This is a genomic window from Sphingopyxis sp. (assembly GCF_965227415.1).
In the GTDB taxonomy this organism is placed as follows: Bacteria; Pseudomonadota; Alphaproteobacteria; order Sphingomonadales; family Sphingomonadaceae; genus Sphingopyxis.
The window spans coordinates 3,105,877-3,123,274 of record NZ_OZ245749.1 but is presented as its reverse complement, the minus strand read 5'-3'; the positions used below and the strand labels follow the sequence as shown (position 1 = coordinate 3,123,274).

Below are 17,398 nucleotides of genomic sequence, written 5' to 3'. Positions count from 1 at the left end.
CTTCGGCCATGATTTCGTCACCCAGCCCGGCGGACCTGTATGGCCCACTTCTCGCAAAGGTGCAGGAGCGTGCGATTCTGGCCGACGGCAAGACGTTCGTCGACGCACTGCCCAAACGGATGGTGGCGGACATCATGCGCGATTTCGCGCGCCTGCCATCGGGCGACGAAGCGCTTCGCGCTTTCGTCGCCGACAATTTCGACCTTCCGACTGCCATATGCGGCAAGCCGGCCGCCGCCGCCGAGCCGCTCCGCGATCATATTCGCCTGCTCTGGAAAGAGCTTGCCCGCGCACCCGATCGTCAAGCGGATCGCGGGTCGGCATTGCCCGTCAAACATCGCCACGTCGTGCCCGGCGGACGCTTTCGCGAAATCTATTACTGGGACAGCTTTTTCACGATGCTGGGCCTCGTCCGCGACGGCGAGACCGAATTGGCGACCGGTGTGGTCGATGCGATGACCGATCTGATCGAAACGCACGGCCATGTTCCCAACGGGACGCGCACCTATTATCTGGGGCGTTCGCAGCCGCCGCTCTACCATATGATGGTCGAGTTGCTTGGAGACCAAGGGTCCGACGCTGCCGCACGACGTCTGGCGGCGATGAAGCGCGAACATGCGTGGTGGATGGCAGGCGCCCAAAATCTCGAACCCGGTTCTAGCGCTGCTCGCGTGGTTCGCCTTGCCGATGGCGCCTTGCTGAATCGCTATTGGGATCCGCGCGATACGCCGCGTGACGAAAGCTGGCGCGAGGATGTGGAAACGGCGGCATCGAGCGACCGAAAGCCGGAAGAGGTCTATCGCGATCTGCGCGCGGGTGCCGAAAGCGGCTGGGACTTCTCGTCACGCTGGCTAGGCGATGCGACGCTGCCTTCGATCCGTACCACCGCGATCGCGCCGGTCGATCTCAACGCTTTCCTCTTCGGTCTCGAGATCGCGATTGCGGCGAGCGGCGACGAAGAGGCCGGAGATTTTTCTCGGCTGGCGGCGGAGCGGCACGATGCGATGGCCCGCCATCTGTGGAACGCTGCAGGCGGATATTTCTGTGACTATGACATCGAGCGCGGCGCCGTTCGTCCGGCCCTGACCGCCGCGGCCCTGGCTCCGCTTCTCGTTGGCGCAGCAACGCAAGCCCACGCTGATCACACGGCCATCGCGGTCAAGCGTGAATTGCTGGCGCCCGGCGGCCTGCGTACCACGCTTGTCGCGACCGGCGAGCAGTGGGACAGCCCGAACGGATGGGCGCCGCTGCAGTGGATCGCCGTCGCCGGCTTCCGGGGTTACCGCCATGACAGACTCGCCGGCGAGATCGCGCGACGTTGGGTCCACACCGTCGCCGCGACGTTTGCACGAACCGGCCTGTTGTTCGAGAAATACGACGTCGAGACGGCGACGATCGGCGGCGGCGGAGAATATGCGCCCCAGACGGGTTTCGGGTGGACAAATGGCGTCACTGCCGATTTCATCGACAGCTATGGCCTTCTGCCCCCGACGGAGTAGCGCATGACCGATCCGAGCTTCGGCGACATAATAGCGGCATTCGGAACCGGACCAACTGCGGGTGAGACCGCGATTACCTATCCGGGCGAACGTCTGAGCTGGGCGGATCTCGACTCACGCTCTGCCGCACGCGCTGCGCGACTGGTCTCGCTCGGAGTAGAATCCGACGATTTCGTCGCCGTCTCCCTGCCGAACGGGACTGAACATCATATCAGCAGCTTCGCGGCATGGCGCGCGGGCGCGACACCCTGCATCCTACCGACAAAATTGCCCGGGCATGAACTTGCACAGATTGTCGAGCTTGCCGAGCCTCGGGTGCTGATCCGCGATGGCGATCAGCCCGAAGGCGTGACACAGCTTGCGCCGGGGAAAGATGACGATGTCGGATTGGAAGTCCCGTCCGGGCTCGCTGCCGCGCATTGGAAAGCCGTGACCAGCGGGGGATCGACCGGCCGTCCGAAACTGATCGTCGACCACGCCCCCGCGCGCTTTGGCGAACGGTTGCAGGGCCTCACCAACCTCGTCCGGATGCCGCAAGGCGGCGTGATGCTCAACCCCGGGCCGCTTTATCACAACGCGCCTTTTCTTTTCACCAATTTGGCCCTTCTCGCTAGCACGCGCGTGATCGGCATGGCGCGCTTCGATCCCGAAGAAGCGCTGCGCCTGATCGAACAGGAACGCGTCGAGTGGGTGTGCATGGTGCCGACGATGATGCAGCGCATCTGGAACCTGCCCGAGGATGTCCGCAGCCGCTACGACGTCTCTTCCCTGCAACACGTCGTCCATATGGCCGCCGCCTGCCCGCCCTGGCTCAAGCAGGCATGGATAGATTGGTTGGGCCCCGACCGCATTTTCGAAGTCTATGCCGGCACCGAAGGTGCCGCGCTGTTCATCACCGGCGAAGAATGGCTCGCCAAACGCGGATCCGTCGGCAAGGCGCCGCCCGAACTCGTCACCATTCTCGACGAGGACGGCGCGCCTTGTCCCCCGGGCGTAATCGGCGAAATCTATTTCGGCGGCGATGCCGGTACGAACTTCCACTATATCGGCGCCGACGCGAAGCTCGACGGCCACGGCCGGCTCTCGCTCGGCGACCTTGGCTATGTCGATGCGGACGGATATCTTTTCCTTTCCGACCGGCGCACCGACATGATCATCCGCGGCGGCGCAAATATCTATGCTGCCGAAGTCGAAGCAGCGCTGAGCGAATGTTCCGAGGTTGACGATGCCGTCGTCGTCGGCTTGCCGTGCGATGATCTGGGCCAGCGTGTTCACGCGATCTTGCAAGGACGTGGCGATTTGTCGCTCGATGCCGTCGACGCATTCGTCCGCACTCGGCTCGCGAAATATAAATGCCCCGAAAGCTATGAGGTTGTATCCGAAGCGCTGCGCAGCGATGCGGGCAAGGTCCGCCGCGGAGCCTTGCGCGACGAAAGGCTGCAATGGTTGCGGGACGGCAAATATTTCCAACTGGCGCGCTGATAACGCCCGCGAAAAGGAGAGACGATGCAGCCTGGTTTGATGCAGGATTTTCCGCTGCAGATCAGTTCGATCCTGACACATGCCGCGCGGGCTCACGGCGAGCGCGAGATCGTCTCGAAACTCGCGGGGGAGCCGGTCTGGCGTTACGACTGGGCGGGTTGCGAGCAACGGTCGCGGCAAGTCGCGCAGATGCTTGGGACGCTCGGCATCGAAAGCGGCGACCGCGTTTCGTCGCTTGCGTGGAATACGCACCGTCACCTCGAGCTTTTCTACGCCGTTCCCGGCATCGGCGCCGTGTTGCATACGGCCAACCCGCGGCTCAGCAACGAGCAAATCGCCTTCACGATCAACCACGCGGGCAGCCGCATCCTCTTCTTCGACGGCAACCTCGCCGACCTTGTCGCGCGGCTGAAAACGTTGCTTCCCTCTGTCGAACATTTCATCGAGCTCGGTGCGCCCTACGAGGAATTGATCGGCGCCGAGGATGGCGCTTTCGACTGGCCGCGCTTCGACGAGAATGCCGCGGCCTTTCTCTGTTATACGTCGGGCACGACCGGCGATCCCAAGGGCGTGCTTTATAGCCACCGGTCGATCGTGCTTCACGGCATGGCGGCCGGGCTCAGCAGCGCGTTCGGCTTCAGCGCCTTCGACACGATCATGCCCTGTTCGTCGATGTATCACGCAACGGCCTGGGGCTTGCCCTTCACGGCCGCGATCAACGGCTGCAAGCTTGTGCTGCCCTGCGACCGGATGGACGGCGCGAGCCTGTCCGATCTGATCCTGGACGAAGGCGTGACCTTTTCCGGCGGCGTGCCGACAATCTGGACCATGTATCTCGCCCATCTTGAAGCCAGCGGGAAAGGCGTCGGCGATCTGAAGCGCCTGGTCATCGGCGGATCAGCCGTCCCGCGCGCGATGGCCGAAACCTTCCGCGAGAAATATGGCGTCACGGTACTCCAGATCTGGGGAATGACCGAGACGAATCCTCTGGGCGTGATCTCGACCCCCACACCGCTTCTGCTCGCCGATGGCGAGGAATTTGCGACCGAGACGATCTTGACCCGGCAGGGCCGGATGCAGTTCGGTATCGAGTTGCGCATCATCGACGACAGCGGCGCCCCGCTTGCCTGGGACGGCGAGCAGGCCGGCAGGCTGCAAGTACGCGGACCGTGGGTGGTCGACCGCTATTATCCGGACCTGCCCGCCGCCGGCGTCAATGGGTGGTTCGACACGGGCGACATCGGCACGATCGACCGCTTCGGTTTCTTGCGCCTCACCGATCGCGCGAAGGACGTTATCAAGTCGGGTGGCGAGTGGATCAGTTCGATCGACCTGGAAAATGCCGCCGTCGGCTGCCCCGGCGTCCGCATTGCGGCGGTGATCGGCGTCGCGCATCCGAAATGGGAAGAGCGCCCACTACTTGTCATCGAAGCGCATGAAGGTGCAGCCGTCACCGCGGCCGAAATCCGCGCGCATCTGGAGACGCGCGTGGTCCGCTGGTGGCTGCCCGACGATATCCTCTTCGACACGGTGCCGCTTACCGCGACGGGCAAGATCGACAAGAAGGCACTTCGCGATCAATACCGCGATCATTTGGCGGGCGGCTGAAACGCGGCCCTATTTTGCCGCGGCGTCGAGTTTCTCTTTCAGAAAGCGAGCGACGATCTCGTTCGCCTGATCGCTCTCGGGGATTGGCATATACGCCCAGAAGGCGTGCGGCAGCCCGTCAAACATCACGAGCCTTGCATCGACTCCCTTCTCATGCAGAGTTCGGGCGAAGATCGACGTCGGGCTCAGCAGGAAGTCGCGCGAACTCGTCAGAAGCAATGTCGGCGGAAAGCGCGAGACGTCGCCGCGGATCGGCGAAATGATAGGATTGGTGAGCGGCGTCTGGCCCGCATAGGCTGCGACCCAGTCGAAGCCGGGACCCGGCATCCAGCTTTCGGAATCGCCGCGGACCGACAAATCGGCGTTGCCCGACAGATAACCGAGCGCCGCGGGCATTGGCCGGCCCATGCTCGCAAGCTTCGCCACCAACTGCCCCGACAGGCCCGCACCCGCCGATGTTCCAAACACCGCGATCCGGTTCGCCTTCCGGTCGTTTTCGAGCGCCTGATAGACTGCAAGCGCATCGTCGAGCGCGGCTGGATAGGGATTTTCAGGCGCCAGGCGGTACAGAACCGCAACGACCGGCAGGCCGGTGCGCGCCGCGATCGGGATCGTCTCGGTCAGCGAGCCTGAATCGATCGCGAATCCGCCGCCATGCAGGTTGAGCAGGACCGGGCCCTTGCCGAGTTCGCTGACGTCTTTGGGATAGACGATGCGCACGGGAATGCCCGCTATCGCAGATTCCTCGACACGCACCTCATAGCGCTTTGCGAGCTGCGCCCCCATTGCCGTCTGCATCGCGTCGACGAATTTTCGGATATCGGCAATCGGTGGCAAAGGATCGGGCATCGCCTGCGCGACCGCCGCTGCCGTTGCGGCCTTGCCCTCTACGCTCACCGTATCCGGGAGCGGCCAGTTTTGCATGCCGAGGGTCGGCGGGGCAGCGGGCGCGGCCTGCGCCCATGCCGCGGCAGGCACCGTGGCGGCAAGCAGCGCGGCAAAAAAAGCTGTCTTGTGAGGCGTCATGTTTTCACTCCCGATGCGGACAGACCGTCCGTGTCCAGTGGCGCTGTCGCAACCGTATCCCGCGGCCAGGCGCAAAGCGCGCCGAGCAGCGCGAGCACCGCCATCGCCGCATAGGCGACCGCGAGCCCGTATGACCAAAGCAGCCCCGACCCCGCGGTCGCAATGGCAAGGACCAGGCCGAGCAGCACGGCGTTCATCCCCTGTGCCGTCGCACTGAGCTCAGTCGGCACGCGGCTCGCGATCACAAGCATGATGCCGAGGATCGTGCCGGTCGCGGTCACGCCATTGAGCAGTTGCGCCGCGACCAGGACCGGAATGCCAGGGCCGGACGCCATGATGGCCCAGCGCAGCGCCGCAGCGATCGCGCCGGCGACAATCAACAGGCGCGGGTCGCGGTTGCCGAGCAGCTTCGCGCCGAACCAGAAGGCGCCAATTTCCGCAGCGACCGCCAGGGCCTGAAGCAGGCCGATAGCCGTCGTCGAGATTCCCTGCGCGGCCCACTGGATTGCGCCGAAGCTGGTCAGCACGCCGTGGCTGCCCATGATCAGCGAGGCGGCGACCATCGCTAGGATCAACCCCCTGTCGCCGACTAGGTCGCGCCATCGTCGGCGGGTTGCCGCGTCGATCGCGGCCAATTCCCGATCGGCAGGCAATAAAAATGCGACGATAGCGGGCGCGAGCAATAGAGACGCGATCATCAGCGGCAGCATCTTGATCCCCGCCACGCTGATCGCCCAGCCCGCCGCGACATTCGATGCCACGACCGCGATCGATCCCCAAACGCGAAGCCGCCCGAAGTCGAGCGATCGGCTGCGCACCGCCATGACCGCATAAGCGTCGGTCAACACCGGAATCTGGTCCCAAACGATCGAGAGCGCGATGACGATCGCGATGCGGCCGGCATGGTCGGGTTCGCCGAGCAGCAGCAGGACAATCGCGGCCGAGGCGAGCGCGGTATAGGCAATGGCGTTGCGCACCCAGCCACGCCGCCCGACGAACGCAGAGAAGGGCGCAACCGTTAGAATGCGAAGGATCATGGGGATCGCGAGCAACACACCGATTTCACCGGCCGACGCGCCGGTCGCCTTCAACCAGAGCGGCAGGAAGGCAAAAAAACCGTAATGTGCATAGAGTGCGAGATATAATCCCGATACACCCAGGCTCAGCCGTGCTTGATCGCTGTGGCTCGCCGAAACGACGCGAGGCGCATCCGCCTGTCCCAAATCCATCGATTCTCTCCCAACGAGATCGACGCTTATCCGCAATTGTTATCGATGTCATTCACATTTTCAAGCTGTACCCTCCCGGTACGGTGAGCTTTTATGATATTCTACCGGAATGAAGACTGGGCTGGAACGAGTCGCCCGTGCGCTTTGCGAGCTGGATGCCAATCCACCTGACGCCATGATAGGCGGCAAGCCGCTGTGGCGGGATTATCTGCCCGAGGCATCGGCAGCAATCATGGCTCTGCGCGAACCGGACGCCGCCATGATCGGCGCAGGCACCATAAAAGCTGCCGAGGGCGTCAGCGAGGACATCGGCGGGATCTATCGAGCCATGATAGATGCCACGATGGAAGGGCAGCCCAAGGCGCCGTTAAGCGATCCATAGTGGCGCAGTCGCTTGTGGCCGACTGCCGACGTTCCGGTTTTATCCAACCTCGGGGAACAGCAGCCCTTCGGCGCTTGGCCAATATATGGTCTCCTGTGGCATGAGCGTATTATACCTGCATTCGGACGAGCAATGGATCGCAGCGATTCACTTAAGGTAAATGCTGCCGGAAGCTAGCGGAACACTTCTTGCAGAGATAGAAAAGCGGCATGGAAGCCGCCCTGATGAACATTCTCCCTTCAGCTATGCAAAGCATAGTGCGAGAGATCGAGGAGCGCTGCGGGCGAGCGATCGGCCTGCGGCCTCTTCCTGATAATTTTCGAATGGCTATGGGCGACTGCCCGGCCATCCAAATCGAAGGCGACTACCGCGGGCCGTTGGTAAACCTTATGATCCCCAGCGGTTTGACGCCCCCTGCTCATATGATCGCTCACGAAATTTTGCATGCGAAGGACGTGGTGCTCGACGGCGCGCCAATCTTGCAGCGCCGGACCGGATCCCCTGCGCTAGTTGATACCGCGATCAACAATGACGCTGCTCACCTCGGAATCATACCCCAGGAAATTGGCGTCTTTCCCGAAGCCGAAGCTTTTTGGTCGAACGATTTTGAGCGCGGATTACGTGACTTCGTCGATCGCGCGAAATCAGATTCCCGCAACAGTGCTTTACGGAACGACATCTTGCGACTGCGACTTGTGACATCGTTAGTGCTGCCAAGATGGCCGCACGCCGGACAGCTGCAAGATTTGATTATCAAATTGAACATTGCGAACGATGCGGCCAGTCTGCGCTTCGCTCATGAAAAAGCAGGCGGACGGCGGCTACACATCCTCTCGAATTTTGTTCGCTTTCATCGGCTGAAGCCCGAAGATTACGTTGCTCTCTACGTCGCCTCAGCACCGGTACGCTTGCCGGCGCATTGCGACTAGCGGCTACTGGTCGTTAGACAGCGACGGCTATGCCATATCGTCATCGTCACCAACGTGCAGATAGGGATAATGCAAGCCGTCACAGGAATCATTATTCGGTGTCTAGAGATTTAGAACAGGAAAAGAGATGTCGCTGTCAGCGAGTGTAGAAATACCGCTATTTGAAGGCAAAAAGTCTATTGATCTGCATGCTGGCTCTAGCGTTGTCTTCATAGGGGCGAATGGTGCAGGAAAAACGAGGCTGGGTGTATTCATTGACCACCAGCTATCACACTCGTCGGTTGAGGTTCACCGAATAGGTGCTCACCGCTCGCTCAGGCTCGATCCAAATGTAGTCGCGTCTAACCGCGAACAGGCAGAAAACAGGCTCTTCTATGGCCATGAAGGTGGCGGATTTCAGCACAAAGTCGGGCACCGATATCACGGGCAGCCGGAGACGGTCCTTTTAAATGACTTTGACCATGTACTAATGGCGCTTTACGCGGAGAATAACGACGTTTCGATCGCTTATCGCGAACAGTGCCTCGCAAAACCGCGAAAGCGTCCGGCGACGCCGGCAACAAAGATGGATAATCTCAAGTCTATATGGGAGAAGGTCCTCCCTCACCGGCGCCTACTTGTTCTCGGCGGGAACGTCAAAACCAGTACAATTGAAGGCCATGAGTACTCAGCATCAGACATGAGCGATGGGGAAAGGGTTATTTTTTACCTGATCGCTCAATCGCTGCTCGCAAAGCCTGACACCCTACTCATCTTCGATGAACCCGAGCTCCACATCAACAAAGCGATTCTCGCGAAACTGTGGGATGAAATTGAGTCGGCTCGGTCGGATTGTGGCTTCCTATATATCACTCATGACATTGAGTTCGCTGCTTCGCGACATGCCGCGACCAAATATGCCTTGAGGAGCTTTCGTAAGTTGCCGTCTGAGGGATGGGACATGGAGCTCGTTCCGGAAGACAAACAACTGCCAGACGACGTACTTGCCACCATAATCGGCAGCCGGCAGCCGGTGCTCTTCGTTGAGGGTGATGGCGGCAGCCTGGACTCCTCCATCTATCGCCGCGCCTACGACAGCTTCACGGTCATTCCCGTAGGATCTTGCGAGCAAGTAATTCATACCGTCGCGAGCTTTATTGCCAGGAAAGACCTTCATCGCATTGGTTGCGCTGGCCTCGTTGATGCCGATGGTCGCTCTCCTGGAGAGGTGACCCACCTCCAAGGGAAAGGGATATATTGTCTGCCGGTTTCTGAAGTTGAAAACCTCCTCCTACTACCAAACGTTTTCGTGGCTGCTGCAAAAGCACTCAAATTTGATGAAGCCACGGCCGGGTCGATGCTAGCATCGTTGCGTGGCCACGTGATGAAGCAAGCAGCGGTTGAAGCCGACGCTATTTGCCTCCGGCACACAAAGCGGAGAATTGATGCTGAGATGAAGAAGATTGGCCTCAAGAGCGCGGACATAGGTTCTTTGGTGAGCGAATTTGACTCGGCCGCCAAGGCTATCAATGCCCACGCCGTTTTTACGGGCGCGCAAAACGACCTGTCAGATGCGCTCGCGCGAGACGACTATGAAAAAGTGCTTCATCTATACGACAACAAGGGACTTCTTGCCGAAGCTGCAAAGCTCCTCGGCATGAACCAGAAGTCGCTGGAGGAGTTTTTGGGACGCAATTTACGATCAAAGGAGGGATCAGATTTACATGCGGCCTTGCGGGGCTATCTCCCTTCAGTGACCGCCCGCCCGTCTGAACAGAAGGGCAACCTCGGTCAGTCAAAACCGGCAGCCAAGTTACGCGTCGCCGCTGGTATAGGTTGACTGACGAATGGCGGCTTTCGGAGATCAACCGGCGGCCGCCGAGCGACCGGGATTGGGCGCAAAGCGGCCCTCCCGACATGCTCTCAGCAAGCGCCGTGCTATTCTGGCTGGCCGCAGTTTGGCGACGTTAAGCCGCCAATCTAGGCACGATACGAACCTTCGACCCGAACCTTTGGCTTGGAGACAAAATCGATATTTCCGATATCGGCACGGATTCTGTCAGTGATGGGAAAGTTTCGGCAACGATATCGTACAAACGACGATGGAGCGGGCGAAGGGATTCGAACCCTCGACCCCAACCTTGGCAACATGCGATTGCAACTTCTCCATAACTTCTTAAAGTGCGCTATACCCCTATATTTGCTCTATTTCTTGATTTAAAGGGCGATGCCCTGTATCCGGGAGATGTCCGTGGTTTCCTTTTATTTGGAGACACATTGGAGACATGGCGCATTCGCTAAGCCGTGTCTCCACGAGGAGATGGGTATGCCGATCGCGAAATTGACAAAGCGGGCCGTGGATGCCCTCCAACCGCCCAAAAATAGTCAGGTCATCCTGTGGGATACGGAAGTAAAGGGGTTCGGAGTCCGGGTCATGGCATCCGGGATCAAGACGTTTGTCGTACAGTATCGCAATTCCGAGGGAATAAGGCGCCGCATGAATCTCGGACGCTTTGGGGTGTTGACCGTCGACGGAGCTCGCGACCTCGCGAAAGTGAAACTAGCCGAAGTGATTGTCGGAGAAGATCCCGCCGACAAGATGCGGCAGGTTCGACAAGGTATAACGGTTGCGGATATGTGCGACTGGTATTTGACCGAGGCGCGAGCTGGCAACATTTTGGGTCGCAACAATCGACCGATCAAATCCTCGTCGCTCGACATGGATGAGAGCCGCATTCGCACGCACATTGTCCCGCTTCTCGGCAACCGCATCGTCAAGCATCTCAGGATTCCCGACGTCGAGCAGATGCAGACCGATGTGAAGAACGGCAAGACGGCCAAGCCGCGGACCGGAGGCCGGGGCGGCGTGGCGACTGGCGGACCAGGCGTGGCGGGGCGGTGCGTCGGATCGCTCCAAGCCATCATTGGGCATGCGAAGCATAAAGGTCTGCTGGATACCCATCCAACCCTAGGGGCTAAGAAGCTCGCCGGGAAGAAGAGGACAAGAAGGCTGAGCGTCGCCGAGATCGAAATGATGGGAAAGGCGATCGCCTATGCTCAGACTAACGGGGAGAATCCCGTTGCCCTTGGCGTGCTGCGCACCCTGCTTTTAACGGGCTATCGCCGCGAGGAAGCGCAGGCGATGCGCCGCCGCTGGGTTCATGCCGATCGCGGTTATGTCGTCTTTCCCGATACCAAGGGCGGTGCGCAAGTCCGCGCCATTGGACCCGCTGCGGTCCGGGTTGTCGAAACGCAGGTGGAGATCGCCGGCAATCCGCACCTGTTCCCTTCATCGGTCGGCGACGGGCCCTTCACCGCCGTCAGCGAGTGCCTGCGGCGCGTTTGTGGACTGGCCGGAATTGAAAGGGTGACGCCCCACACGCTTCGCCACACATTCGGGAGCGTCGCCGGAGATCTCGGATTTTCCGAACTGACGATCCGGGCGATGCTCGGCCATGCCTCCCAGAATGTGACCCAGGACTATGTCCATATCGACGAGGCATTGAAGCTCGCGGTCGAACGCACCTCGGCCGAAATCGAGCGCTTGCTGGCCTGCGGCGCGGCAAAGCACCAGTTGATGCGCAGCGTCGCCTAGATGGCAGCACCGAACGCGCAGTTCAGAGCGTCTGCCCGTCGTCGATGGTGAAAATCGAACCCGTCACTTCAGCACTCTCATCGGACGCGAGGTAGAGAAGGATCGGGTCCAGCGCTGCGGCGGACATGATGCGGCGACGCGGGAACTCGGCGAGCAATTTCTGACCGACGGGCAGGTCCCACATCTCATCGGTGAGTTCGGTCACCATGTATCCCGGCGCCAGGACATTCACATTGATCCCCTTGAGCGCCCAGTCCTTTGCGAATGCCCGGCCCATCTGATTGACGGCCGCCTTGGTCGCCGCATATCCGACGCTTCCCGACGGCACCCACGCACCGGTAATCGACGAGACCAGAATGATCCGGCCGCGCCCGCTTTCCGCCGAGCCGGCCGCCACCATGCGCCGCGCTCCCTCGCGCGCCGTCAAAAACACGCCGCGCAGATTGACCGAAACCATCCGGTCGAACGCCTCCGCCTCGAGACCCATAGCGCTTCCCGGCGCACTCATCCCGGCATTGGCGACGACCGTATCGACCGGCCCGAAACTATCGGCGGCTAGATCGAAAGCGCCGATAATCGATGTCTCGTCGCCCACATCCATGGCGACGGCCTGTGCTTTGCCGCCGCTGTCCCTGATCTCCCGCTCGAGGTCAGCGAGCATGTCGGTACGCCGCGCGCCGAGAACGATAGCCGCTCCCGCTTGCGCCAATATGGTCGCGAAGCGGCGCCCGATTCCGGAGGACGCGCCGGTCACGAGTACCACCCGGCCGGCGCAATCAAAGGGAACGGTCATTGGCGCTACTCCTGGTCATCGTGATGTCTGTTGAAAGAAATTCCGAGGGCAAAGGCACAGCCGCTAGGCTGGCAGGAGCGCTTTCAACGGTGTTTCGGTGTCCGCGAGTTGCTCAGCAGTGGCCTGGAGTCCGACGGTCACTATCATTCGCCCCTGCACATAATCCTTGGTCGCGTTGACACAGTCGATCGCGATCACGCGGCCTGCTTTCAGATAGACCACCGAAAAGCTGCGCGTCGCCGGGTCGCCGCGCATCACGGCGCGGTCGTGGCCGGTCGACAGCCCCGCAGTCTGGAGCTTGAGGTCATATTGGTTCGACCAGAACCAGGGGATCGCATGATAAGGTGCTTCGTCGCCGACGATGCCCTTGGCGACGACATTCGCCTGATCATTGGCGTTCTGTACCGATTCCAGCCGGATCACGACGCCTTCAGCATAGTCATTCTCATGCGCGGCGCAGTCGCCGATCGCATAGATGTCTGGCAGGCTCGTCTTGCAGAGGCGGTCGACGAGCACGCCGTTGCCGCCCTCGGCCCCCGCCGCGATCAGCGGCTCAACCGCGGGGACGATGCCGATGCCGACGATGACGAGATCCGCGGCGATGACTTCGCCGTCAGCAAGGCGCACCCCGGTTACGTGAGTGTGGCCCTCAATCGACGCGACCGAAACGCCGAGCCGCAGATCGACGCCATGCTCGCGATGCTCGCGTTCATAGAAGCGCGACAGCTCGGCCCCCGCGACGCGCGCGAGGACGCGGTCGAGCGCTTCCAACAGCACGACCTTCTTGCCCGCCTTGCGCAGCACTGCCGCCGCCTCGAGCCCGATATAGCCGCCGCCGATCACGACGATCTGGCCCGCGGTCTCCGACGCGGCCTTCATCGCATCGGCATCGGCGCGGGTGCGCACGCCCTGGACGCCGGGCAGGTCTCCGCCGGGGATCGGGAGCATGCGCGGGCTGCCGCCGGTCGCCCAGACGAGCTTGTTATAGGAGATCGTGTCGCCGCCTTCGGTCGTGACATTGTGCCCGACCGGATCGACCGAGACGACGCGCTTACCGAGCAGCATCGTCACCTCGCGCTCGTCCCAATATTTGGCGGGGCGCAGCTGGATGCGCTCGAATTCTTTCTCGCCCGCAAAATATTCCTTGGACAGCGGCGGGCGCTCATACGGGAGCTCGGGTTCGTCGCCGATAATCGCAATGCTGCCGGTGAATTTCTGGGTTCGCAGCATGATCGCGACCTGCGCGCCGCCATGTCCCGCGCCCACGATCACCACGTCGAAATGCATCTTGCCGCTCTCCGCTGATCGAAGCAAATATGTTTCAGGAAGGTGAGCGAAACGAAAAAATGCATCGGGAGGACTGTAATCGGCGGAGGATGGCCACAAGGACCACCCTCCGCTCCCCCTTTAGAATTTGAAGCCCACCTCTACGAAGATCTCGCGCGGGTTGTCGACGAATGCCGACATGTCAGCCAATACGCCCGTCCCCGTCCCAGTCCCTGTGCCGCCGGCAAACGGAATGTCGTTTGCTGCGGTGACAACCAGCTTGTTGGTGAGGTTTCGCCCGATCAGTCCGATCGTCCAGCGATCATCCGGCCCGTTCAGCCGAAGCGACGCATCGATCTTCGTGAAGGACGGTTGGATACCGTCGGGGCGCAATGTGTCGGTGAAATTATATTTGCCCGAATAGCTAACGTCGCTGGAGAGCTGGAGCGTCCATCCTGAATCGGTCAGCGGCAGATCATAGCTTGCACCGATACGGCCGGCAAAGCGCGGGGCCTTGGGCGGGGTGCGGCCATCATAATCTTGGCTGGTAAACGCCGCACCCGGGGCGGGCGCCAGCAGGTTGCACCCGGCCGCGACGGTCTGGCCGGCGTAGCATTGCCCGATATAGTCCTTGTACGAGGCATCATTATACGCTGCCGCACCGCGCAACGAGAAGCCGCCCAGACGCCAGTTGAAATCGCCCTCGATGCCCTTGACGCGCAGCGTTCCGGCGTTGGCGACGACCTGGCCGATCGTCACCGGGTCGAAATTCTGCACCTGGAGGTCGAGATAGTCATAAAGATAAGCGGTCGCGTTGAGCGAGAGCGCGCCCCCGAGCAGGATCGCGCGGGCACCGGCTTCGCCGCCACGGGCGCGCTCGGCGCCATATTGGCCGGCCGCCACCGAGGCGGCAGGCGTCAGCGACTGCGAGATGTTGAAGCCGCCCGATTTGAAGCCTTCCTTATATGCGGCATAGAAAGTCAGGTCGCGTGACGGCTTGTAACGGAGCGTGACCTGCGGCGAGACATCGGTCTCGCGATAACGGTCTTCGAGGTTGATCCCGCCAGGAAAGGCGCCCGCAAAAGCGACATGCGCCGGGCGCGAACGCTGGTAGCTGTCGCGCGATTCATAGCTCCAGCGCGCGCCGCCCGCGAGCTCGATCGAGTCGGTTATGTTCGCCGTGACTTCGCCGAATGCCGACATCGAGCTGCCGCTGAAGCCATCGTCGCGCTTGAAGGTGGTGTAGGTATTGGTGATCGGGCTGATCGGTACCGGGAAGATATAGGCATCGGTGTTAAAGATGAACTTGTTGCTCGAGGCGAACAGCCCGAACAGGACATTCACTGACCCGTCCCATTTCGACTGGAAGCGCAATTCCTCGGCGGTCTGGCGATAATCGGCAAGCTGCGCAAAGGTCGCTGGATAGGCTTCGCCCGACACATTGTTGAGGTCGGTCTGCTTGAAGCGATAATAGGAGGTGATCGACGTCACGTCGAAGACGTCGCTCGTGAGCGTCGCGGTCAATATGCCGAAGCCCGACTTCAGACGTGCGTACATATGGCCATCGCCTGCGTAACGATAATCGGCTGCCGCAACGGCCTGCGGGATCGACGAGCTGTCCGAGCGGCCATTGACCGTGCAATCGGCGTTCGGGCTCGGCGGGACGCCATTGGCGGCGAAGGGGACGGTGCGTCCGCCGCCGCAGATCCGTTCGAGGATGTCGGTCGGTCCGCCATCCTTCTGGTCGGTGTAGCCGGTCTTGACCTGGAAGGTCAGATTCTCGGTCGCATCCCATTCGATCGTCGCGCGGCCGCTATAGGTCCGGCCGTAGCCGCGATATTTGCTGTTACGGTGGCGCTCCATGCCAAGCGGATCGAGATAGGTTTCTGCGGCCGTGTTCGTGAAGGCGCCTTCGCTGTCCGAGACCCGGAATGCCAGGCGGGCGCGAAGCCCGTCGGCGAGCGGTCCCGAAATATAGCCTTCTCCATATTTTTCCTTAGCCTCGAACCCATAGCCCGCTTTGAAGCCGGCTTCGAAAACATCGCGTGGATTGTTCGTGCTGACCGAGATCAGGCCGCCGGTGGCATTCTTGCCGAAGAAGAGCGCCTGCGGGCCCTTGAGCACTTCGATGCGCTGCACATCATATTGGCTGAGGCTGATTTCGCGGCCGCGGCTCATCGGCATGCCGTCGACGACGAAGGACACCGACTGGTCGAAACCGGCGCTGAGCGCGGTCGAACCGACGCCGCGCAGGAAGATGCTGGCCGAGGACCCCGAGGCCGCCTTGCCGGCGACCATCGTCGGGACGAGCGAGGCCATGTCGCTGAACTCGGTAACCGCATAATTGTCGAGCGTAGCGCCGCCCAATGCGGTGATCGCGACCGGTGCGTCGATCAGGCGCTCGTCGCGGCGACGCGCGGTGACGATGATTTCGCCTTCGGTAGGAACATTGCCGAGCTCGTCGGCAGCTGGCACCGGAGCGGCGGGCTGTGTCTGCGCGTGCGCCGGGACCGCGAAGCTGGCGATGGCGGCGACAGAAGTCAGACAGGCGTAGCGGATGGCGCGAAGCGAAGCACTGCGGGTCATGAGAATCCTCTCCTAAAGACAGGCCGTCATCCGCGGCCTTGTCCGATAAACTACGCTCATTAGGTTATATGTCAATCGAAGAATTTAACGCGAGTAGGTTCTTTGTGAGTCGATTGAAAAGCCGCTCAGTTGCCGTTTTCGAAGCGCCGCGCCGCCTGCATCAGGCCGATGGTCTTGCGCGCAAAATCGACGATTCCGTCACTAAAGGCGTCGTTCCGGTCGCCCGCCACCATATGGCCGGCACCTGCGACATCAAGGACCTCGAGCCTCTCCAGCTGGCGCTGGAATGCCCCGACGCTAGCATCGCTGACGACATCGCTTGCGAGGCCGCGCACGAGAAGGACAGGCAAATCCTCAAGCGATCGGAGCGATTCGGACGCGGTGCGCAGCACGGCATTATGCGCTGTCGGGGCCACATCGATAATGCGGGGATCCCAGTGCCAGTGCAGGCGGCCGTCCCCGCGCTTTCGCAGATTCTTCATGAGGCCGCTGCCGTCGATCGGCCGGACTCGCTGCGGGTTGTAGGCGGCGACCGCCGCGGCTGCCTCGTCGATCGTCGAAAATCCTCCGACATGCCCCTTCATGAAGGCGACGACACGCTCGACGCCCTTGGGTTCCGGCTCTGGAACGATGTCGACGAGAACGAGGCCCGCTGGCCGCAGCCCGGCATCGATCGCGACAATCGATGTAGCCCCGCCCAACGAAGCCCCGACAAGAATGAATGGGACGTCCAGATCGGCTGTCACCGCGGCGAGATCGCTGGCGCGATCGGATAGCGCATAGGCGCCCGCCGGCGACCAGTCGCTTTCGCCATGCCCGCGCGCGTCGAAGTTGATAACCTGGAAGCCTTCCCGGAGCAGCCGGGCGACAACCCGGCTCCAGCTGTGCCGCGTCTGTCCGCCTCCATGAAGCAGAATGACGGCAGGGTCCCTCGGATTGCCGCCGCGATCCGCGGCAAGGCGCACACCGTCAGGAGCCAGATAGCTCGTCGTCCGCAAAGTCCCGGTCATGTCGATCCATCTCC

Annotated in this window: 13 protein-coding genes; 7 read left to right on the top strand and 6 right to left on the bottom strand. The window is 61.5% G+C overall.

Translation table 11 applies throughout. The features are described from left to right. Positions 1 to 8 precede the first annotated feature (8 nt). From treF to ACO055_RS15210, 3 genes are read left to right on the top strand one after another with little or no spacing between them, the layout of a single operon-like run. Positions 9 to 1,499 carry an alpha,alpha-trehalase TreF gene (gene treF / locus ACO055_RS15220; RefSeq protein WP_422059682.1) on the top strand — a complete coding sequence of 497 codons (1,491 nt, stop codon included), beginning with the start codon at positions 9 to 11 and terminating at the stop codon, positions 1,497 to 1,499. Between the two features lie 3 nt (positions 1,500 to 1,502). Next, a complete protein-coding gene (locus tag ACO055_RS15215) occupies positions 1,503 to 2,981 on the top strand; it encodes an AMP-binding protein (protein WP_422059681.1) in 1,479 nt (492 codons plus the stop codon). A gap of 24 nt (positions 2,982 to 3,005) precedes the next feature. Further along, complete coding sequence (locus ACO055_RS15210) at positions 3,006 to 4,589, top strand: long-chain fatty acid--CoA ligase (RefSeq protein ID WP_422059680.1); 1,584 nt, start codon at positions 3,006 to 3,008, stop codon at positions 4,587 to 4,589. Positions 4,590 to 4,598: 9 nt separating this feature from the next. Here the strand turns inward: ACO055_RS15210 and ACO055_RS15205 are convergent, their stop codons facing one another. Together ACO055_RS15205 and ACO055_RS15200 are read right to left on the bottom strand one after the other, a co-directional pair. Next, positions 4,599 to 5,615 carry an alpha/beta hydrolase gene (locus tag ACO055_RS15205; protein WP_422059679.1) on the bottom strand — a complete coding sequence of 339 codons (1,017 nt, stop codon included), beginning with the start codon at positions 5,613 to 5,615 and terminating at the stop codon, positions 4,599 to 4,601. Further along, positions 5,612 to 6,844 (bottom strand): MFS transporter, encoded by a 1,233-nt coding sequence (locus ACO055_RS15200; RefSeq protein ID WP_422059678.1) that lies wholly within the window; start codon positions 6,842 to 6,844, stop codon positions 5,612 to 5,614. The genes ACO055_RS15205 and ACO055_RS15200 overlap by 4 nt, the downstream gene beginning before the upstream one ends. 109 nt (positions 6,845 to 6,953) lie before the next feature. On the opposite strand from ACO055_RS15200, the gene ACO055_RS15195 reads away from it, so the two are divergent. From ACO055_RS15195 to ACO055_RS15180, 4 genes are all read left to right on the top strand, one after another. Next, positions 6,954 to 7,226, top strand: a complete 273-nt coding sequence (locus tag ACO055_RS15195; RefSeq protein WP_422059677.1) for a hypothetical protein — start codon at positions 6,954 to 6,956, stop codon at positions 7,224 to 7,226. A 224-nt stretch (positions 7,227 to 7,450) separates the two neighbouring features. After that, positions 7,451 to 8,155, top strand: a complete 705-nt coding sequence (locus ACO055_RS15190) for a hypothetical protein (protein WP_422059676.1) — start codon at positions 7,451 to 7,453, stop codon at positions 8,153 to 8,155. A 127-nt stretch (positions 8,156 to 8,282) separates the two neighbouring features. Further along, entirely contained in the window at positions 8,283 to 9,974 is a 1,692-nt protein-coding gene (locus tag ACO055_RS15185) for an AAA family ATPase (protein WP_422059675.1), read from the top strand. A gap of 486 nt (positions 9,975 to 10,460) precedes the next feature. Then, positions 10,461 to 11,729 carry an integrase arm-type DNA-binding domain-containing protein gene (locus ACO055_RS15180; RefSeq protein WP_422059674.1) on the top strand — a complete coding sequence of 423 codons (1,269 nt, stop codon included), beginning with the start codon at positions 10,461 to 10,463 and terminating at the stop codon, positions 11,727 to 11,729. Between the two features lie 22 nt (positions 11,730 to 11,751). On the opposite strand, the gene ACO055_RS15175 is transcribed toward ACO055_RS15180, so the two are convergent. From ACO055_RS15175 to ACO055_RS15160, 4 genes are all read right to left on the bottom strand, one after another. Further along, entirely contained in the window at positions 11,752 to 12,522 is a 771-nt protein-coding gene (locus tag ACO055_RS15175) for an SDR family NAD(P)-dependent oxidoreductase (RefSeq protein WP_422059673.1), read from the bottom strand. A 63-nt stretch (positions 12,523 to 12,585) separates the two neighbouring features. Continuing rightward, positions 12,586 to 13,809, bottom strand: coding sequence for an NAD(P)/FAD-dependent oxidoreductase (locus ACO055_RS15170; RefSeq protein ID WP_422059672.1), 1,224 nt, complete (start codon positions 13,807 to 13,809; stop codon positions 12,586 to 12,588). Between the two features lie 120 nt (positions 13,810 to 13,929). Beyond that, positions 13,930 to 16,374 (bottom strand): TonB-dependent receptor, encoded by a 2,445-nt coding sequence (locus ACO055_RS15165; RefSeq protein WP_422059671.1) that lies wholly within the window; start codon positions 16,372 to 16,374, stop codon positions 13,930 to 13,932. Between the two features lie 125 nt (positions 16,375 to 16,499). Next, the gene (locus ACO055_RS15160) at positions 16,500 to 17,384 is read right to left on the bottom strand and encodes an alpha/beta fold hydrolase (protein WP_422059670.1); all 885 of its coding nucleotides are present in this window, start codon (positions 17,382 to 17,384) and stop codon (positions 16,500 to 16,502) included. Positions 17,385 to 17,398 lie beyond the last annotated feature (14 nt).

Excerpts from the sequence above, each read along its gene's own strand:
- treF (WP_422059682.1), top strand. The coding sequence starts at position 9 with ATGATTTCGTCACCCAGCCCGGCGGACCTGTATGGCCCACTTCTCGCA.
- ACO055_RS15215 (WP_422059681.1), top strand. The coding sequence starts at position 1,503 with ATGACCGATCCGAGCTTCGGCGACATAATAGCGGCATTCGGAACCGGA.
- ACO055_RS15210 (WP_422059680.1), top strand. The coding sequence starts at position 3,006 with ATGCAGCCTGGTTTGATGCAGGATTTTCCGCTGCAGATCAGTTCGATC.
- ACO055_RS15205 (WP_422059679.1), bottom strand. The coding sequence starts at position 5,615 with ATGACGCCTCACAAGACAGCTTTTTTTGCCGCGCTGCTTGCCGCCACG.
- ACO055_RS15200 (WP_422059678.1), bottom strand. The coding sequence starts at position 6,844 with ATGGATTTGGGACAGGCGGATGCGCCTCGCGTCGTTTCGGCGAGCCAC.
- ACO055_RS15195 (WP_422059677.1), top strand. The coding sequence starts at position 6,954 with ATGAAGACTGGGCTGGAACGAGTCGCCCGTGCGCTTTGCGAGCTGGAT.
- ACO055_RS15190 (WP_422059676.1), top strand. The coding sequence starts at position 7,451 with ATGAACATTCTCCCTTCAGCTATGCAAAGCATAGTGCGAGAGATCGAG.
- ACO055_RS15185 (WP_422059675.1), top strand. The coding sequence starts at position 8,283 with ATGTCGCTGTCAGCGAGTGTAGAAATACCGCTATTTGAAGGCAAAAAG.
- ACO055_RS15180 (WP_422059674.1), top strand. The coding sequence starts at position 10,461 with ATGCCGATCGCGAAATTGACAAAGCGGGCCGTGGATGCCCTCCAACCG.
- ACO055_RS15175 (WP_422059673.1), bottom strand. The coding sequence starts at position 12,522 with ATGACCGTTCCCTTTGATTGCGCCGGCCGGGTGGTACTCGTGACCGGC.
- ACO055_RS15170 (WP_422059672.1), bottom strand. The coding sequence starts at position 13,809 with ATGCATTTCGACGTGGTGATCGTGGGCGCGGGACATGGCGGCGCGCAG.
- ACO055_RS15165 (WP_422059671.1), bottom strand. The coding sequence starts at position 16,374 with ATGACCCGCAGTGCTTCGCTTCGCGCCATCCGCTACGCCTGTCTGACT.
- ACO055_RS15160 (WP_422059670.1), bottom strand. The coding sequence starts at position 17,384 with ATGACCGGGACTTTGCGGACGACGAGCTATCTGGCTCCTGACGGTGTG.